General features: G+C 49.6%; 14 protein-coding genes and 1 riboswitch. Of the genes, 13 read left to right on the top strand and 1 reads right to left on the bottom strand.

What is annotated here, in order from left to right; all coding sequences use genetic code 11:
• Window position 1: 1 nt before the first annotated feature.
• From EI981_RS21540 to EI981_RS21525, 4 genes are all read left to right on the top strand, one after another.
• Window positions 2–1,531 (top strand): dockerin type I domain-containing protein, encoded by a 1,530-nt coding sequence (locus tag EI981_RS21540; protein ID WP_127001740.1) that lies wholly within the window; start codon window positions 2–4, stop codon window positions 1,529–1,531.
• A complete protein-coding gene (locus EI981_RS21535) occupies window positions 1,528–4,734 on the top strand; it encodes a cohesin domain-containing protein (RefSeq protein WP_127001738.1) in 3,207 nt (1,068 codons plus the stop codon). Before EI981_RS21540 ends, EI981_RS21535 begins: the two co-directional genes overlap by 4 nt.
• A 264-nt stretch (window positions 4,735–4,998) precedes the next feature.
• Window positions 4,999–7,089 (top strand): NPCBM/NEW2 domain-containing protein, encoded by a 2,091-nt coding sequence (locus tag EI981_RS21530; protein ID WP_127001736.1) that lies wholly within the window; start codon window positions 4,999–5,001, stop codon window positions 7,087–7,089.
• The gene (locus EI981_RS21525; protein ID WP_127001734.1) at window positions 7,070–9,199 is read left to right on the top strand and encodes an S-layer homology domain-containing protein; all 2,130 of its coding nucleotides are present in this window, start codon (window positions 7,070–7,072) and stop codon (window positions 9,197–9,199) included. Before EI981_RS21530 ends, EI981_RS21525 begins: the two co-directional genes overlap by 20 nt.
• 70 nt (window positions 9,200–9,269) lie before the next feature.
• On the opposite strand, the gene EI981_RS21520 is transcribed toward EI981_RS21525, so the two are convergent.
• Entirely contained in the window at window positions 9,270–10,535 is a 1,266-nt protein-coding gene (locus EI981_RS21520; protein ID WP_127001732.1) for a Gfo/Idh/MocA family protein, read from the bottom strand.
• Between the two features lie 357 nt (window positions 10,536–10,892).
• Here EI981_RS21520 and EI981_RS21515 point away from each other — a divergent pair, with 357 nt between their 5' ends.
• The 9 genes from EI981_RS21515 to cobS all read left to right on the top strand — a co-directional run bounded on the left by EI981_RS21515 (window position 10,893) and on the right by cobS (window position 19,242).
• A complete protein-coding gene (locus EI981_RS21515; RefSeq protein ID WP_227011524.1) occupies window positions 10,893–11,546 on the top strand; it encodes a TetR/AcrR family transcriptional regulator in 654 nt (217 codons plus the stop codon).
• Between the two features lie 18 nt (window positions 11,547–11,564).
• On the top strand, window positions 11,565–12,155 hold the full coding sequence (locus EI981_RS21510; protein ID WP_127001730.1) for a histidine phosphatase family protein: 591 nt from the start codon (window positions 11,565–11,567) through the stop codon (window positions 12,153–12,155).
• 86 nt (window positions 12,156–12,241) lie between these two features.
• Window positions 12,242–13,216 carry a TRM11 family SAM-dependent methyltransferase gene (locus EI981_RS21505; protein WP_127001728.1) on the top strand — a complete coding sequence of 325 codons (975 nt, stop codon included), beginning with the start codon at window positions 12,242–12,244 and terminating at the stop codon, window positions 13,214–13,216.
• Window positions 13,217–13,345: 129 nt separating this feature from the next.
• A riboswitch (cobalamin riboswitch) is annotated at window positions 13,346–13,555 on the top strand.
• A gap of 233 nt (window positions 13,556–13,788) precedes the next feature.
• A complete protein-coding gene (locus EI981_RS21500) occupies window positions 13,789–14,802 on the top strand; it encodes an ABC transporter substrate-binding protein (RefSeq protein ID WP_227011523.1) in 1,014 nt (337 codons plus the stop codon).
• Window positions 14,799–15,845 carry a FecCD family ABC transporter permease gene (locus EI981_RS21495; RefSeq protein WP_127001726.1) on the top strand — a complete coding sequence of 349 codons (1,047 nt, stop codon included), beginning with the start codon at window positions 14,799–14,801 and terminating at the stop codon, window positions 15,843–15,845. The genes EI981_RS21500 and EI981_RS21495 overlap by 4 nt, the downstream gene beginning before the upstream one ends.
• A gap of 5 nt (window positions 15,846–15,850) precedes the next feature.
• Window positions 15,851–16,639 carry an ABC transporter ATP-binding protein gene (locus tag EI981_RS21490; RefSeq protein ID WP_335926390.1) on the top strand — a complete coding sequence of 263 codons (789 nt, stop codon included), beginning with the start codon at window positions 15,851–15,853 and terminating at the stop codon, window positions 16,637–16,639.
• A 130-nt stretch (window positions 16,640–16,769) separates the two neighbouring features.
• Window positions 16,770–17,849: a nicotinate-nucleotide--dimethylbenzimidazole phosphoribosyltransferase gene (cobT, locus tag EI981_RS21485; RefSeq protein ID WP_127001722.1), complete on the top strand. Its 1,080-nt coding sequence runs from the start codon at window positions 16,770–16,772 to the stop codon at window positions 17,847–17,849.
• Window positions 17,846–18,439, top strand: a complete 594-nt coding sequence (cobU, locus tag EI981_RS21480) for a bifunctional adenosylcobinamide kinase/adenosylcobinamide-phosphate guanylyltransferase (protein ID WP_127001720.1) — start codon at window positions 17,846–17,848, stop codon at window positions 18,437–18,439. Before cobT ends, cobU begins: the two co-directional genes overlap by 4 nt.
• Entirely contained in the window at window positions 18,436–19,242 is an 807-nt protein-coding gene (gene cobS / locus EI981_RS21475) for an adenosylcobinamide-GDP ribazoletransferase (RefSeq protein WP_127001719.1), read from the top strand. The genes cobU and cobS overlap by 4 nt, the downstream gene beginning before the upstream one ends.
• Window positions 19,243–19,319 lie beyond the last annotated feature (77 nt).

The raw sequence follows: 19,319 nt of genomic DNA, 5'->3' as shown, positions 1-19,319 counted from the left end.
AATGAGAAACTCCAAATTAAAACAACTGGGGAGAATGGGGAGCATCGCAGCTTTAGCTGTACTGCTGGTACTCCCGTCCCTGATGGTTGTACCTGCTCCAACGATTCAGGCTTCGGCAATAGATAAGGACATGTTCACGGATGGACAAAATTCCGAACTGGGGGAATCACAGCTAGGCACCTCAGAAGAACCTATTGGTGGTGTTGATAGTGAAACGGGTGGAAATGCTGGGGAAGTTAAAGAGGGGCCATCTGTTGAATCAGAAGGTATTGAACCCGATGAAGCTGTGGCTGAACAGGATGATGCACAGGCTGTGGAAGATCAAGAAGCAGAGCTTTTGGCCGGAATAGGCGATCAGATTGAGACGGTGACTCAGACGGTGTATTCCGTTGAACCTCTTCTGAATAATGGTTTTGAGCAGCCAGTAAATGCAGACGGAACGATTCCGGGTTGGAGCATGTTCTTTGCGCCTAATGACGGAACATCCTATGAAATAACGCAGGATGTACGCTATTATGGCAATTCCAGTCTGAAGCTGGTAGACAAATCGAATACACTACCCATCTATCTGCAAAGCGATCCGCGAGATGTGACACCAGGGTATACGTATAATGGTTCGGCTATGATGTACATTGCCCCGAATGCAGGGAATGCGGCCGGAGCGAGCCTGGTGCTGCGTTTCTATGATGCCACCGGCAAGCAGGTAAATCAGGATAAAGACGGCGAAAATATCGTGCATTTAAGACAAGTTGGGGCATGGACGCGAGTAACCGTGACAGGTACTGCTCCGGCGAATGCTGTGTATGCAAGGGTAGCCGCCTCTATATCTAACTATTTTACGGCTGAGTCCGGTGCATTTTATGACGACTTCACTTTGACCTCGCCACAGGAACAGAAAGCGCCGGGTACTCTTCATTTGCAAATGCCAACCGGGATCCTAGCGAATCAGACTCTTGAAGCTAGGATATTGCTTAGCCGTGGGATTGATGTGCAGACCGCCTTTGGAAGCTTGGCCTATGATCCGGCGGTCCTGGAGGTAGCGGGTGTTGCCGCTGCTAATGATTTTAATGCCGGTGGGCCAGCAACGGTGGAATGGAGCAACGATGATCCAGGGGTTCTTAAATTCGAGGTATCCAGACCTGTAGGGTCTTCCGTTAGCGAGGATAAGCAGGTACTCAGTGTTAAGTTTAAAGTATTGGGTAATACGGAGAGAGTGGATGTTACGCTTCAAGAAGATTCAGGTGTCCAAGATACCGATGGCGTTCAGAATAACAAAATTTATATCAGCCCTGAAGCTGAGAGTGCGAGTACTTATATCCGCAGAGCTTCGCTAGATGTGAATGGCGATGGCAAGATCGATCTCTACGATGTGATGGCTGTAGCCAAGCTGGCCGGGCAAATGGTGAACAATGACAACTGGAAATATGACGTGAATAACGACGGTAAAATTGACCAGGCGGATATCGAAATGCTGACTAATACGATCTTGACGAAGCTGCTGGATGAGAACGAAGGAGGGCACAGTTTATGAACCGACGCAATGTGAGGAATCGTTCGCTAGCTTTGCTACTTATTTGTGCGCTGGGGCTAAGCTTGTTGTTGCCATCTGGGGCACAGGCAGCTTCAGAACAGGGAAGCAAGTTGTCAAAAATGAAATTTGGAACACCTGTGAATATGGGGTATCCGATCACCTCCGTATCGATCAATGATGGTGTAATGGGAGTAGAGGATGGCAAGCAGGTTTTATACACGACGGCCTCGACAACTCCGGCTGTATTTAATGTGATTGACGTGAAGAATAATGAGCGGATCCGGGATTTTGAGCTGGCTGGTGTGGCGCAGTCGTGGAGACATGTAATTGCACCGGATGGAACTGTCTATATCGGCGCAATTACTTCATCGGGGACAGGAGAACTGTGGAGCTACTCTCCGGTGACCAAGACAGTTCAGAAGCTTAAGGTGATGGGCAGTGAGAAATCGGTATGGTCTATGACCACCGACCCTTCAGGAAATGTCTATATTGGCACTTATGATAACGGCAAGCTGTTCCAATACAATCCGAAGACCAAGGAATTGAGGGATTATGGGACCTTGCTTGCAGGCCATAATTATATTCGTTCTATGGCTTATCACGACGGACATATCTATGCTGGTATGGCGTTGCCATTCGAAGTTGTTAAGGTGAACGTAGAGTCGGGAGCTTCGGAGGTCATCTCTGATGAGGTGCCGGGTATCCTTGGCATAGAACATGGAAAGATTGAATTTGCCTATGACATGGCAGTAGTGGATAAATATTTATTCGTCAAAGCAAGTGGAGAAGAATCAGGCCTAGTCATGGTGTATTACAATTTGGAAAAGAAGAAATGGGAGGATAAGTTTATAGGCGTTGATCCCGTTAGTAATAGAGGAGTCATGAGCTACAATCAAATTCCGGTTGCGGATGGCAAAGCCTATGTGCCTGCTCATGGAGGCATCCTGGAGGTTGATTTAACGACGCTTGAGACGAGAAATACGGGAATCAGCTTCGCTACCTCATTGCGTGGAGCAGCCTGGGTCGATATGAAGGACCCTGAATTAACATCAGATCGTACCATTGTAACAATTCAGGCGAATGGTAAATTATCGGCTTTGGATGTCAAAAAGGGAATTCGTAAGGATCTGCCGGGTGTTGCTGCCAAGGGTGGGCCAATTCCGATTCACAATATGGAACGTGGGACGGATGGACGATTATATATGTCGGCTTATCCAGGTGGAAATGGCGGAGTATTTGACCCAAGAACGAATCAATCCTTCAGCTTCTTGATCGGCCAAGCCGAGGGGATTATCTCTGTTGGAAATAAAGTATATTACGGGATCTATCCCGGCGGAGATATTTATGAGGTGGACATTACCGGCGGTAAAATGAGCGATCCCAAGCTGCTGTTCACGATCGGATCATCTCAGGACAGACCGTATAAAATGGAGTACGCCGACGGCAAGCTGATCATCGGGACAATTCCTGATTACGGGAGGTTAGGCGGGGCGCTCACCATTTACGATTTGGCAACGGGTGACAAACAGGTCTATCGAGATATTATCAAAGACCATAGCATTATAGGCCTTGCTTATAAGGATGGGAAAATCTATGGTTCAACTACGAAGTCTGGTGGCTTGAACACGAATATGCCAGCAAATGACCCGGAAGTATTTGTTTGGGATATTGAGAAAAAAGCAATGACGATGCACACTCCGCTTACAGCGCTGAAGGGTTTGGACACACATCGCATGATCAGCGGCCTCACTTTTGGCCCGGATGGATTACTCTGGGGCGGCGTAGACGGGATTTTGTTCGCTTTGAACCCAGATGATCTCTCCATCGTGAAGCAGAAGAATATTTACTCTGATGTGAAGGATTATGGAATGTGGCGTCCATACTACTTCCGCTGGGGCGAAGACGGGCTGCTCTACGCCGGGCTGGCAAATCGGATGACCGTAGTCGATCCGGATACATTGGAGTATCGCTCCCTTACCCCGAGTAACTTCGAGATGAGTTTCATGACGCTGGCCAAGGATGCTGAGGGGCATGAACAAATCTATTATACCGATAAAACAAAGCTGATGATGATTCCAATTACCGAGTCAACCAGCGTACAGTCGCCAGTAAGAAATAGCTGCTTCGAGGAACCACTCAATGCGGATGGAACGATTCCGGGCTGGAGTATTGCTGATACAACAAAGAAAATTGAGTACAGCCTTTCGGATGAGCAGAGTTATTGTGGAGAGCCAGGCCGCAGCCTAAAGGTCATTGACAAAGTGCAAGGTAATATAGGAGAGAACAGCTACTTAAGCGATCCGATTCCGGTCATCCGCGGTGGCGAATATTCGGCCGCAGCCAAGCTGTATATTGAGCAGGGATTGATCGAAGGTACGAGTACGGATGATTCAGGCATCATATTATATTTTTATGATAAGTCAGGTAAACAAGTTAGTTCATCGACAGGCACGATAATCAAGGGTATGCCGCAAAAGGAATGGATTGACATCTCTGTGACCGGCATTGCCCCGGAGCAAGCTGTATATGCACGAATTGGCCTGTTTTCCTCAGCATGGAATATGATGATCGGATACTATGATCATGTAACTTTTGAGGGGCAATCCCCAGGAAGCTTGCAGTTAAAGACAGATGACGAAATTAACGTAGGAGACACCTTTAACGTTACTTTGCAAGCTCAGGATGTTACTGACCTGTACGCCGTGCAGGCAGCACTCGAATTTGATCCAGCTCTTTTCGAAGTTGTTGATGTTCAAATGGCCAGTGACTTCGGCTCGGCCTCGAATGCCTATTTAGGATGGAACAAAGATAGTGCGAAGGGGAAGATCAACATTATTGCCACTCTGTTGGGAGATCGGGCGCTTGGTGGCATTGTAGACATCGCTGAAATTACGATGAAGTCGAAGCAATTTGCCGATCCCGCGAATCTGATTGTAAGCAAACAATCCTTATTTACAGATAAGAACGCGGACATCACCAAGCTATCCTATTCCATGTCCGATGATATGAAGCTTGGCATCCAGTTTGGCTACGATGCAGAAGATTTGAACAAGGACCATAAGGTTGATGCTCAGGATGCTGCAATCATTGCCAAACAATTAGGCAAACCGCTTAATGATAGCAATCGGATGATGGACATGAACGGTGATGGAATCTTAGATATTACTGATCTTGCTATGATTGTGCTGAAATCGCTGGAGTAGAATAGTTAGACGATAAAATAATTAACCTTCCATCTCCCGGTGGCCATGCAGGACGTCTATGATTATCATGGATGACATGGTCCCGGGAGTTTTTTAATAAGCGGAGAGCTAGTATGCTATCCGGCGTGCCGAGTGCAGGCGTTCCTCTTAATTGTGTAGAAATGACCGCTTACTATTGTAGATTCGAGTCACTATGTAAGCGCATACTCCCTATGATAGTTTAATAGCGTAATACTTAATTACGATGGGGGGTACTCAGGATCAATGAAGAGAATATGGAGAAGTATTTCGGGGAGTTTGGCGATTGTTCTGGCATTAACGAGTCTGGGGATGACAGGCTTAGGCCGTCATGCATTTGCCGAAGCAGAACCGGCATCGTATGAGGAAATCTATATTAGCGATTTGGATTGGACCTCAGTTAAACACGGTAAAGTAAAGACACAGAAGGACCAGATTGCAGCTGCAAGCCTAACAGGCCAGAAAATGAAGATGGAAGGGGTCACGTATGACAAAGGACTCGGGTCTCATGCCGATTCAAAAATTACTTACCAAATTAACGGGGATTACAACCGTCTTACCTCAGTAATTGGCATTGATGATGAAGCGCTTACCAACAGCAAGCTGCCTACAAGTGTCGTATTTGCTGTGTATGGGGACGGGGATAAGCTGTATGAAAGTCCTCATTTTACAGCGAAGCCGTATATCCGTCCATTAAAGATCAATGTCGATGTATCCGGGATCCATGAGCTGTCGCTGGAAGTGACAGGATACGCTGCGGGCTCCAATCCGCAAACCACTTCCTATGCCGACTGGGCGGATACGAAGCTGATCAATGGAGACCCGGAAGATCAGACAGCGGAATCGGTGGCCTCCTCGATTCGAAGCATTGCCCCGCCGGAGAAAGGGCAGACCTTATTGCGGCTTCCTTATGTTCCAGACGGATTTACCGTGGCTATAGCAGCTTCGGACCGCGAGGACATTATTCCGAAGGATGCTCAGATCTTTCCAGTCTCCACCGATGCCACAGTGACATTGGTATTGGCGGTAACCAAGCTGGCTGACGGCACAACGGCAGAAACTGTTCCGCTGCAGGTGCTAGTGCCGGGAGTCCAGCCTGCGGAATCGGCTAACAAGACGGCGCTGGAGAGTGAATTGGCTAATGCGCAAGCTTATTATGACAACGCCGTTGAAGGGACGGATCCTGGACAATATCCTTCGGGCAGCAAGGAAGAGCTGGGGCAAGCTATTGCTAAGGCCAAGGCGGTATATGCGGATGATGCTGCAAGCCAATACGCTGTCAATCAGGCCGCCGCGGAACTGCATGAGTCAGTGCTCTCTTTTCTGGCCAAGGCCATCGTTGGAGAAGGCAAAAGGCTGGAGTCCGTCAGTTTAACCAGCGATCATGCAAGCTTGAATCTGGATGGTCTGGCCCATTTGCGGTTGAGCGGCCAATTAAGCGATGGATCAGATGCCGATTTGAAGCATGCCTATGTCAAATATTCGCTCAGTAATCCGAATGTGCTTGCCTCAGTGCAACCGACGGAATCCGGAGCGGAGGTAAGGGCAGGGACGAAGCTGAACTCGGCGGGAACCGCGACCGTAACGGCAACTGTTACGTTGGGCGGCGTCACCAGGACTGCAGAGGTGCCGATTACCGTTCAATTTGCAGTGGATCAGCCTTTTCAGCATGCGTATCATCAGACTCTGACGATGAAGATGTTTATGGCTGAGAATAATGGTACGGTCCGCATGACGTTCGAGCAGGCTCTGGCAACGGTTAAGAAGATGGACAGTCTGACGCGGGGGATTCCCAAAATCATTTATCTTGTCGGCTGGCAGTTCGATGGACATGATACCGGTTATCCAGCATTGGATGTGGTTAATCCTAAACTGAAGCGTGAACAGGATGAAAGAGCTGAAGACAGCTTGAAATGGCTAATGGATGAAGCGTTTAAATATAACACAACTATAAGCCTGCACATCAATATGCTTGATGCTAGTTCCGAGAGTCCGCTCTGGGATACGTATCTGACGAAGGATGTCATTGCCAGGGAAAATGACGGAAGCTTGCGGAAGTATGTCTGGGGATATCCGATCAGTTATACCCGGGAGTGGGAGGAAGGGCTGACCATCCAAAGAATCGACAAGCTACTTGAATTGCTGCCGATTCAGCGAGCCGGAACGATTCATATCGACGCCTTCCATCAGAATATTCCCAAGCTTGAGGCCGGGTTCATCAGCCCGTATCACAAGATAACTTCGCAACAGGAAGCCGAGACGCAGAAGAAGATTATTCGGTATTTCCGAGACAAAGGGGTGGACGTAACCGCTGAATTTGATAAATTATCGCGTTGATCCGTTGATCGGCCTGCAGCCTATGGCCTGGCATATCCGCTGGAGCGCCTCGGAGCAGTTCAAGATCCCTGCTTCAATCTATACTGGAGGCGATGGAGGCGATGAGCGGCTAGGTACAGGGATGCTAGGAGAATCGATCATTAAGGCCGACCGTGAGACATTACGGGGATTCATCGATGATTTCGCATTAAAGACTCTTCCATCCTATTATCTGAATCGTCTGGACCGGGTCTCCGACCAGAACGGAATCATAACCCTCTCGGAAGGGGTAACCAGCCACAAGCAAAGCGACGGAAGCCTTCTTATAGAGCAGGAGGGAGAGACGCTTCGGGATGGCGGGGATGTATTCTTCCCAGCTCTGTGGAATGAGGATGACTATCAGGAAATTATCGCTTACAGCAAGAACGGTTATGAGAATAGAACCTGGAAGCTGCCGGTTCAATGGAAAGGGACAGCATCGATTGATGTCTATTCGATCGGAATAGAAGGGCTCAATTTAATCGAGCAAGAGCTTCCTGTCCAGGACGGTTCGGTCAGACTGACGCTGCTGCCAGGGCAGGCGGTATCGATCTTCCCGGCAGGTACAGATATTTCTGCCCAGCCTGGACCATTCAGTATTATCGAGCCTGCTGACGGGGTGCAAGAAGTTAATGCCTCGAAGGTTGCGCTTCGCTGGGAACCGTCGGCCAGGGCAGACAGCTATCGCGTGATGATCTCGGAAAATTCCTCGCTTCAGCCTGTCATTTGGAACCATACGACAGAGGATACATCCGCGGCGGTGTCCGCTCTATCTCCAGGCAAGACCTACTATTGGAAAGTCATTGCTATAAAAAAGAGCAACGGTAAAGAACAAGACAACACGGGCGGCGTGCTCTCTTTTAAAACGAGAAATACGGTTATTCCTCCGGAGCAAGGGGGCGGAAGCGGCGCAGGAGGCAGCGGAAATACGGGCATTACGGAACCAGGCGCCACAAATCCGCAGAAGAGCGGACCAATGCAGCCGACACCGGCGAACTACCAGATCGTTGAAGCCAAGGATCTTGTTGCGCCGGATAATGGTAAAGTGAAGGTGAAAATGAGGGAGAATGCCGAAGCGATTGTATTAACAGCGTCTGCCCTTAAGCAATTGGGAACAGAAACGTTGACGCTACAATGGGACAGGACTGAACTGGACATTCCGGGACAGGTTTTTGACCAATGGATTGAGTCGGCATTCGGTGGCGGAGCGGCTCCAGCGAAGGTAATATTGAAGCTGACCTCATTATCCCGGGAACAGTTTTTTGAGGCGATCGATGCCAGAAATGTGCCTGCACATTCAGCAGGGAACTTGCTGCAGTTGGGAGTCTCTGTCGAGGCGGACGGCGTAGTCAAGGATTTGACTGCTTGGAAAGAAGCGGTTAAATTGCACTTTGCGCTTCAAGTGGAAGCGAAGAAATCGGCATTTATATATACGATTCAGGATGGGAAGCTGACCAGGTTGTCCGATTTCCGTTACAGCGAGAACGGAATGTCCGCTGATATTTTCCGGTCTGGAAGTTATGGCGCTTTTGTCGCAGCTGCTTCCTTCACAGATGTACTAGAGAACCATTGGGCATACGAGGCGATCGCCTATCTGGAATCCAGGGGGATCCTTCAAGGAGTGCAGGAGGGCCGCTTTGAGCCAGGCCGTTCAATTACCCGTGCCGAATTTACCGCTCTTCTGGCAAGAGCTCTGGAGCTGCCTGAAGGTAAAGCTGCCGGGTTCAAGGATGTTGATCCTGATGCATGGTATGGGGCTTACGTCCAGGTCGCTGTCCAGGAGGGCCTTGTATTAGGGGTAAGCGCCTCTGAATTTGCTCCTGACCGGGACATTACACGTCAGGAAATGGTGGTCATGCTGATGCGAGCGTATTATTTACGGCATCAGGAGCTTCCGGTGACCGGAACAACAGTCTCATATTTTGACGAGCAAGCTGTTGCCCAGTGGGCTCTTGATGCGGTCAAGGCAGCCTCTGAGGTTGGTCTCGTACATGGGCGCGCGCAGGGGCGGTTTGCACCAGCCACTCAAGCGACACGGGCGGAGGCGGCAGCGATGATTTATCGAATGATGAATCTTGATTACAATCGTTGATTTTTTCAGCAAGGCAAAAGGAAGGACAGCGGGGTTCTACGCTGTCCTTCCTTATACTATTTTTTAAATACTAGATTCTGGACTTGATCTCTTCCGCGAAATCTTTAAAGACAACGACCTGGTTCTCTAGCCGGGATTTTTCCGCCGCGAAGGACATCAGATGGCTCTGTACAGAGACGCTGGCTGAGGACAGACCTTCATGGATACGCTCCTCGCGTACCAGATTGGCGAAGTTGCCAATCAGCGCGCTGTCGCCGCCACCATGATCGTCGACGCCTGATTCCATAGAGATGAGTTCTTTTTTCCCAGTGAGGAAATCGGTGATTTCAATCTCACATTTATTGAAGGACATAATGCCCTTTACCTCGCCGCGAGTACCCATGAGCTTAATCGTTCTGGCGTATTCATTCGTGAACGCGCACATTGTAAAGGCTGCTGTAACGTTGTTCTCGAATTCAATATTGACCACTTGATGGTCGACAACATCATTGTCGCACTTATAAACGCAGCGGCCATATGGCCCTTCCCGGAGCGCCTTCATAGTCCCCTCCTCGCTTACATCATTGGTTAGCGCATAACGCCAGCCTTCGTTAGCAAGATAAAATCTTGGGGCAAAGAACGGGCATTCCTCAGCATGAGGACAGTTGTCTGTACAGCGGTCAGCAGCTTGAGGCGGCGCATTCTCGGCCTTGAAATGGGACAGGGAGCCGAAGGAAGAAATGCTTCTGCAATCGCTTCCGGCCAGCCACAGCAAAATATCCATGTCATGACATGATTTAGCCAGGATCATTGGACTCGACTCACGGGAATTTCTCCAATTGCCGCGGACATAGCTATGGGCCTGATGCCAATAGGCCACATTCTCATTATGCTGGATGGAGACGAGCTCGCCGATTTTTTTGTCCTCGACCATTTTTTTGAGCGTCCCGAAAAACTCCGTATAGCGGAGCACATGACAGATGTTGAATATGCGTTCGTATTTAACGGCATGCTGCCCTAACTTTACGACTTCGACAGGGTCCGTCGACATCGGCTTCTCAAGAAGGATATGATATCCGGTTTCAAAGGCTTTGATCGCCGGGTCGAAATGGTATTGATCCTGCGTACAGATCAGGGCAGCATCGGCCAGCTTCGGCTCTTGCAGCATCTCCTCCCACGAGGTATAACAGGCGGAGTCTGGGAGGTTATGGGCCTTCTGGAAGGCTTCTCTTCGCCCTTGGTCCGGTTCCGCGATCGCGACGAATTGAAGCTCTTCTGGATGCTCCAATGCGTAAGTGGCGTAGGCCAGGGCACCGCGATTTCCAGCTCCGATAAGTACGGCTGTTACCTTTTTCATGAAATTCTCCTCCATTGTCCATAGTCATTCATAGGGAAATATTGATGTGATAAGTTCATAAGTGTGAAACGTGTTAAAAATAAAAAAATGTATTGAATACAGGGATACATTGAATAAAGTGTATTTACACGATGTAATCCCTATGTTGTAATCATATTATGGTGTTAACACCGTGTCAACCCCATCCTTTGGTTTTGTTGTCGTAGCAAGATAGCAGGGGAAATAGATCCGCCGCCATAGCTGTTGATTTCAGTTACCGGATAGAGTAAGCTAAGCAGCATAAAGGCTATTTACGTAATGGAAACACTATGAACATTGAATATAAAATGCGTAACGGATAGATAGGAGTGAATTCGTTTGAGTACGAAATGGGAGCAGGAATTGGATTTAATGCGTCAGTCGCGGCGGGAGCAAATTATGGAGGCTGCCTATGAACTTGTATTAGAAAAAGGGCTGATCTCCATCACCATTGTCGATATCGTCAAGAAGGCGGAGATTAGCCGGGTAACCTTGTATAAATATTACAGCTCGATTCATGAGATTGTATTTGATATTCAGATCCGAATTTTGAATGAAATGAGCGATTTGCTGGGTGAGAAGCTCAAAGGCAAAGATGGGCTGGAGAAGCTGCATGATTATTTTGCTACCTTCGTCCGCATGTACCAGACCCGACCAGATTATTTTCGCTTTGCCGCGATGTTCGATCAATTCTATCAGTCCTCCTATCCAACGCCGGAGCTGGAGGATCGGTATCAGAGCTTCACGAAGCAGGGAATCGATTTGATAGAACAAATCATTGAAGAAGGAAAGGGTGACGGATCGATTCGTGCGGAGACTCATCCAGCGATGATGGCACAGATCCTGTCGCATATTATGATGGGAACGACGCAGAGAATTGCCGCACGCAGCGAAATATACAAGACGGAGAGCAAGGTCGATTCCGAGGAAATGCTCAATTATTTAGCGGATTTCCTAACCACTTCACTGGCTGTTGATCCATCACGGGCGTAACAAGGAGGACTCGACATAATGAATGAAAGCTATGAGGGAGTGGAGTGGTGGTTAATCCGGCATGGATTGACAGGGTGGAATCTGCAGCGTAAATATCAAGGCCATAGCGATGAGGAGTTGTTGCCTGGGGAGGCTTCCGGTCTTACTCCGCTGCGGAGTAAGCTGGCTGGTCAATCCTTTGCCGGTGTATATTGCAGTGACCTGAAGCGCTGTCGCCAGACCTTGCAATTGATCCGTCCTGATTTGACTGCACAAGCTGTCTATGATCCAAGACTTAAGGAGATGAACTTTGGTGCTTGGGAAGGCAAAACCTATGAAATGCTAGAGCATAACCCACTCTATCGTGCCTGGATTGACAATCCCAAGCTGTATACACCACCGGAAGGGGAATCATGGGAGCTGTTCCAGAACAGGGTCGCCGACTTTCAAAGGGAACTGGTGCAGAAATCGAAGGAGCTTGCGGTTAGCGGGAACGCTAATCCTTCCATCCTGCTTGTTGTGACCCATGGTGGTGTGATATCCACGCTGAACATGCTGATGAATCCAGATGCTGACTTCTGGGACAGCAAAGTTTCGCCGGGGGAGATTATGAAACTAAAGTTGTCCTGATCTTAACGGGGACCGACTCTTCTTTTCTTTTTTCGGGGAAAAGGGGTATGATGGTGCTCTGAAGAATTCAATTTGCCAAAAGAGGAATGAGAGATTTGATGCAGCAAACGGAGAGTTCCAGCCGCTATATTTATCCCTTTGCCTGTCATGAGACGGAGCGTGATCTGTGCAGGATGGAGCTGCAGGCGCTATTCGGATACGCCGTTGATCCTGTTGGACCGTACCCATTCGTGGATACGCCCATTCTGATCGATCCGAATCGTAGTCCTTATCTATCGCTGAGGATGGATGTATTGATCAGCGAAGTTTCTTGGGAGGAACTGCTGCGGCGGGCTGCCGAGCTGGAGCTTAATAATAGAACATTTAAAGTAAAATATATCAAAAATGGTGATCCACGCAGCTACGAGCAGCAGCGGCAGATGGAGCGCCAAGTCGGGAGTATTATTCGCGGCAAGGCGGAGATGCGTACGCCGGATCTGATCTATGGCTTGCTCTCTCATAACGGGCGCTGGACACTGGGAAGCTGCTATCCGGCACGGTCGGTCTGGCTTGAGCATAAGCATAAGCCGCAAAATTACTCGACCGGACTGAGCACCCCAGTTGCTCGCGCATTAGTTAATATCGCGGCGCCTCAACCGAATGGACTGCGGTTGATCGATCCCTGCTGCGGCATGGGGAATGTGCTGATCGAGGCGTTGTCGATAGGGATGGATATTGTCGGCCGGGATATTAATCCGCTAGCGATTAAGGGAGCGCGTGTGAATTTGCACCATTTTGGCTATGATTCGAAAGGCTTGGTAGAGATCGGTGATATGAACGAGATAGATGAGCATTATGATGCCGCTGTTCTTGATATGCCTTATAATCTGTGTTCGGTACTTCCGCGAGATGAACGGATTAGAATGCTCACTAGTCTAAAGCGGATTAGCATCCAGTCGGTTATCGTCTCTTCAGAGCCACTTGAGGAGGAGATTCGCGAGGTGGGCCTTATGATCATGGACCAAGGAAAAATTCTTAAGGGTTCCTTTATTCGCAATGTGTGGCTATGCAGGAGCGAGTGAACGGGATAAGACTATCTTATTACAGTATTGCAGCAGTAGATAACGGTGCATGAACGGTTTTGGATATTGTGTTCAATCTTCTTTTCACCTATAATCCAATAGAGAAGATAGCCTTGCTTTAAGCTAATGAATTAAATAAATACTTGCTGGTCCTGAGTTGGCGGCGTATGACGCCATACACTCGGGTGAAAAGGGAAGCCGGTGTGAGTCCGGCGCGGTCCCGCCACTGTAAACAGGGACGAAGTCCAATTTGCCACTGTCAACTGTCAGGTTGATGGGAAGGTGGGCTTCAAGTCATAACCTGTAAGTCAGGAGACCTGCCGCGAGTATATGAGACGGTCCTTCGAGGAAAGGATGACGTTCTGCTAAGCTAAGATTGCAATCTGTAAATGGAGACTTCATGCTCTGTTTGGATCAGGCATAATACTTTGTAGACGTAACCCATCCCATCGGATCGGGTTTTCTTTGTTTTAAGTAGTAGTTCAAAAAGTCGGCTTTGATAAGAAAACCTGATCGAGGCTGCTAGCACAAGCAATGGCGTACAAGAACTTATTCAAAAGGAGAGGGAAAACTTGAAGAACTGGAGAAAAATATGGGCGGCTGCGCTGCTGACGCTCGTAATTATGGTCGTTGCAGGGTGTGGCGCCAATAATTCAACGAATAATGCCACGAACGGGGCGGCAAATAATAGTACGAATCAGGCTGCTGAGCAGAGCAGCAATAGCGGAAATGCAGGGGAAGCACAGCATACAGCTTACCCGCTTACTGTTAAGGATGATTTCGGCACAGAGGTCACATTTGATGCGGCTCCGCAGAAGATTGTCTCCTTGTCACCATCGGAGACGGAAGGTTTGTTCGCGATCGGGCTGGACGAGCAGATTGTCGGCGTCTCGGATAATGATGATTATCCGGAAGCAGCGCTGTCCAAGCCGAAGATGGGCGGCTTCCAAGTTAATGTAGAATCCGTTGTAGCGGCTGAGCCGGATCTTGTCGTTGTAACAGGGACGATGATCAAGGAAGAGACGATCAAGAGCTTGACTGATCTCGGGATTAAAGTATTTAAATCCAATCCGAAGACAGTTACTGATGTGATGGACCATATTAAGATGATTGGACAAATTACGGATCACCAGGCTGAGGCGGAGCAAGTTGTGAAGCAGATGCAGGATGAGCTGAATCAAGTAACTGAAGCCGTCAAAACGGTTAAAGAGGAAGATAAGAAAAAGGTATATATCGAGTTTTCGCCAGGCTGGACGGTTGGTAAAGGTGAGTTCATGGACGAGATGATCACACTTGCCGGAGGCACTAACGTAGCTTCCGATATAGAAGGTTGGAGTCAAATTAACGAAGAGAATATTATTAAGGCAAATCCTGATGTTATCCTATATGCCAAGAGCGTCATTGATAATAACAAGACCTTGGCCGAGATTATAAAAGAACGCAGCGGTTGGGATCAAATTACGGCGGTGAAGAATGATCAGGTCATTGGACTGGATGACAATTTGCTCAGCCGTCCAGGACCGCGCGTAACCCAAGGACTGATTGAAGTAGCCAAAGCAATCTATCCGGAATTGATGCAGCCATGAGGAAGAAGCTGGCCGGATACGGAATCATAGGTCTTGCTTTGCTCGCAATCACCATCTTGATCTGTATCGGGGTTGGCTCAGTATATTTGCCTGCTGGAGAGATTATCGCCATTCTCGCGCATCATATTCCATGGATTGGCGATCATATCACTCCAGATTGGAGCATGGCTTCTGAACAGATTGTTATGAAGGTTCGCCTTCCGCGAGTGATGCTTGGCCTGCTGGTCGGTGCTTCGCTCGCGGTAGCGGGCTCTGCTTTCCAGGGAGTACTGCGCAACCCGCTCTCTGATCCATTCACCCTTGGCGTGTCATCGGGTTCAGCGCTAGGGGCCGCGGTACTGATCTTCCTTGGCTGGCAGTACTCCGTGATTGGAGTGTTCACACTGCCGGCTATCGCATTTTTAACGGGTTCATTAACGTTGTGGATCGTAATGTGGCTGGCACGGGAGAACGGGAAAATACCGATCGAAAATTTAATTCTATCGGGTGTCGTGATGCAATCCTTCCTGGGGGCGGTTGTATCTTTTCTGACAGCAATGTCGAAGAAGACGGTGAATGAAATTTTATATTGGACGATGGGGTCCTTAAGCTTGCGAGGATGGTCGTATACGGCCATCCTGTTGCCATATTTGGCGCTGGGGATTATTTACCTCTGGAGCCGGGCCAGGACGCTGAATTTGCTGGCGCTTGGAGAGCGGCAAGCAACCCATACGGGACTCAATGTGGAATTCACCAAATTATCAGTGTTATTCGTGGCCACGCTGCTCACGGCAGCGGCCGTCTCGGTATCCGGGGTGATTGGCTTTGTTGGCTTGGTGGTACCTCATATTATTCGGCTTATTACGGGTCCCGATTATCGCCTGATTATTCCGCTCTCCGCGCTCGGCGGGGGCATCTTTATGATGTGGAGCGATCTGGCAGCGCGCTCGCTGCTGGCACCGATTGAGATACCGTTGGGAATTGTCACTGCCTTCGTAGGGGCGCCTTTCTTTGCTTATTTGCTGTATCGCAAGAAGAAGGAGAGAGAGGTGGAGATGCGTTGATTGAAGTGCGGCATATAGATAAATCATATGGAAGTCTCTCCGTACTCAAGGATATAAACTGGCGGGTTCAACGCGGACAGTTTTGGGGCATTATCGGTCCAAATGGCAGTGGGAAATCAACGCTGATTAGCCTCTTGTCCGGAGTAGAGAAGCCGAACCGCGGTGAGATCAGTCTGGATGGCAGGTTGATTGCCGAATACGGGCGCAAGAAGCTGTCGCGCAAGCTGGCGGTTCTGCAGCAGGATGGGCTTCCACCAGTAGCTTACCCTGTCCGGGAAGTGATTGAAATGGGGCGGTTTCCGTTCCAGAATTGGCGCGGCAGAGAAGATAGTGAAGCCGCTCAGCGTCTAATGGACGGTATTATGGATAAGCTCGAGTTGAATGATTTAGCGCATCGTCCGCTTCATGTATTGAGCGGAGGACAGCGGCAGCGGGTCGCCTTGGGCAAAGTGATGGCCCAGCAACCTGAGATCGTCCTGCTTGATGAGCCGACAACCTATCTGGATATCCGACATCAGACGCAGTTCATGGAGCTGGTTGCCAGCTGGCAACGTGAAGCGGGTTTGACGGTCGTATCTGTTATGCATGATCTCAACCTTGCTGCTCTGTATTGCGACCACTTGCTTGTACTTCATCAGGGCAGAATTGTAGCTGAAGGTTCACCAGCGGAAATAATTAATTCCGAATTGATTGAATCGGTCTTTCAGGTGCAGTCGCATATCGTTGCGCACCCGGATCACGGAGAGCCGCAGTTATTACTGCGCAAGGAAACTAGCGGTAAACATGGGGCTTGAATGATAGGTTATTCTATACTAGCGGAACTACGTTTCGCTAGTTCATATTTTGCAGCATGATCTTGCAACACTAGTGATATAGTTAGTTATGATATAGTCGCACATCACGCACCAGGAAGGGGATATACACATGAATCATTTAATCGCACAAATTATCGATAAAATCTCAGCTCCGGACGAGGCTGCTTCAGCAGCAGCGGCTGAGCATCTCGATCAGTTAACCAAGCCGCCGGGGAGTCTCGGGAAGCTGGAGAATCTGGCCGTGAAGCTAGCAGGAATAACAGGGAATGTACATCCCGATTTATCTAAGCGTTCTGTCATTGTCATGGCTGCTGATCATGGTGTGTGCGAGGAAGGCATCAGTGCTTTTCCAGCGGAGGTAACGCCGCAGATGGTACATAACTTCCTGGCCGGCGGTGCAGCAGTGAATGTACTGGCTCGTCAAGCCGGAGCCGAAGTGATGTGCGTGGACATCGGAGTAAATGCCGAGTTGTCGCACCCGGAGCTCGTCATGAAGAAGATCCGCTATGGAACAGCGAACATGGCCAAAGGTCCGGCGATGAGCCGTGAGGAAGCGGAAGCGGCCGTGCTGGCGGGAATCGATACGGTGAAGGGTGCAGTAGCAAATGGATCAAGACTGTTCGTGACTGGCGAAATGGGGATCGGTAATACTACGGCCAGTGCGGCAGTTATGAGCGTGTTGACCGGAAAATCACCGCAGGAATGCGTTGGTCGAGGAACGGGTCTCAATGACGAACGCCTTCAGCATAAGATTGCTATCGTGCAGAAGGCAATTGATGTTAACCAGCCGAATGTGAACGATCCGCTGGATGTATTATCCAAGGTCGGCGGACTTGAAATTGCCGGCTTGACTGGGGTGATCCTGGCTGCTGCTGCTCACCATTGTCCGGTCGTAATTGACGGGTTTATCTCTAGTGCAGCAGCATTAATCGCGCAACGCCTTGCACCAGAAACTGCGCATTATATGATCGCCTCGCATGCCTCGCATGAACAGGGGCATGAGCAGCTGCTCGGTGAGCTAGGACTTGCCCCGATGCTGCATCTGGACATGCGGCTAGGTGAAGGCACTGGCGGCGTACTGGCGCTGCATCTGATCGATGCGATCTGCCGCGTAATGTCGGAAATGGCGACCTTTGAGAGTGCCGGAGTCTCTACAGGAGAAGGGGCTGGTCCGGAGGCAACCGTATGATCATTACGGTGACCGGTGGGGCGCGGAGCGGTAAGAGCTCTTTTGCCGAGAAATGGTGTATGAAGCATACGGGGCGAGGGATTTATATTGCTACGGCGCAAGCATTCGACGATGAGATGCGTGAGCGGATCAGGCTGCACCAGAGTGTCCGCGTGGACAGCGGTTTCCCTTGGGAGACGAAGGAAGAGCCGCTGCGGCTTGCCGCGCTGTTAAGCGAGCTGGCTCAGTCGAACAATCGTATATCTTCCTCTATCGAGGAGCCTGTGGCAGACGAACCTGTTGTACTGGTGGATTGTCTCACATTATGGCTCTCTAATGTTTTGCTCGCGTCCGGCGATGGGCCGGAGGCGGAGCCGCAAGTATTGGATGAGATCGAACGATTAGCTGCTGTCGTCTCAGCCTATTCCGGTAATTTGGTACTGGTGACGAATGAGGTCGGGGATGGCATCGTGCCTGAATACCGTCTGGGTCGAGTCTACCGGGATTTAGCTGGAATCATGAATCGCAAAATGGCTGAGATTTCACAGCAAGTGTTTCTCGTCACTGCGGGAATTCCAATTGAACTTAAGAGCAGGGAGTATCGATTATGAGACAAAAAGGACGGCCAATTTTGGCCGCTTTTCAATTTCTATCGCGGTTTCCGGTGCGGGCCGAGCTTGATTTTACGCCGGAGTTGCTGAAGAGGAGCGCCAAATATTATCCGCTCGTCGGTGCAGCGATTGGCATTGTTATTTGGATCATTGCGGTGGTGGCCAGCCTGGGGCTGCCTGTACTGCCGGTCTCGGTTATTCTGCTAATCGCTTGGGTCTGGCTGACTGGCGGATTACATCTGGATGGCTGGATGGATTCTGCGGATGCGTTCCTGAGCTATCGTCCCCGTGAGAAAATGCTGGAGATTATGAAGGACAGCCGAGTTGGGGCGATGGGTGTGTTAGCCTGTGTGCTGCTGCTGCTCTTTAAAATGTCGCTGCTTGCTACACTCCTAAGCCGCGGACTGTATGTATCTGGAGCGGCAATGATGACGGCTCCTGTGTGGAGCCGTTGGTTCATGTCGCTGGCTATGCGTCATTGGCCGACCGCGCGCGGGGGGGAAGGACTGGCCGGACGATTCCGGGGACAGAGCGGCAAGGATACGCTGCTTGCGACTTTACTGGCCCTTGTGCTATCGGCTGGACTGCTGCTGCTTGCCGCTGTGCCAGAGTGGGGAGATATGAATATTATCATCCCTATGGTCTATTATGTTCTTGCCCCTCTATTAGCTTGGGGAGTCGGTTCCTGGATGGCGAGCCGGATGAATGCAAGGCTGGGCGGCTTGACGGGGGATACCTATGGCGCGATCAATGAAGGGCTGGAAGCGGTACTGCTACTGCTCGCCTGCTTGCTTTTTCAATGAGTGAAGTGGAGGTTTGTTCGATGAGGCAAGAAGATTTATTAAGAGAGCAAGTTGATATAACGGAAAAAGATACAAAG

The organism is Paenibacillus lutimineralis, from assembly GCF_003991425.1.
GTDB classification, from domain to species: domain Bacteria; phylum Bacillota; class Bacilli; order Paenibacillales; family Paenibacillaceae; genus Fontibacillus; species Fontibacillus lutimineralis.
This window is presented reverse-complemented; position numbering and strand designations above follow the sequence as displayed.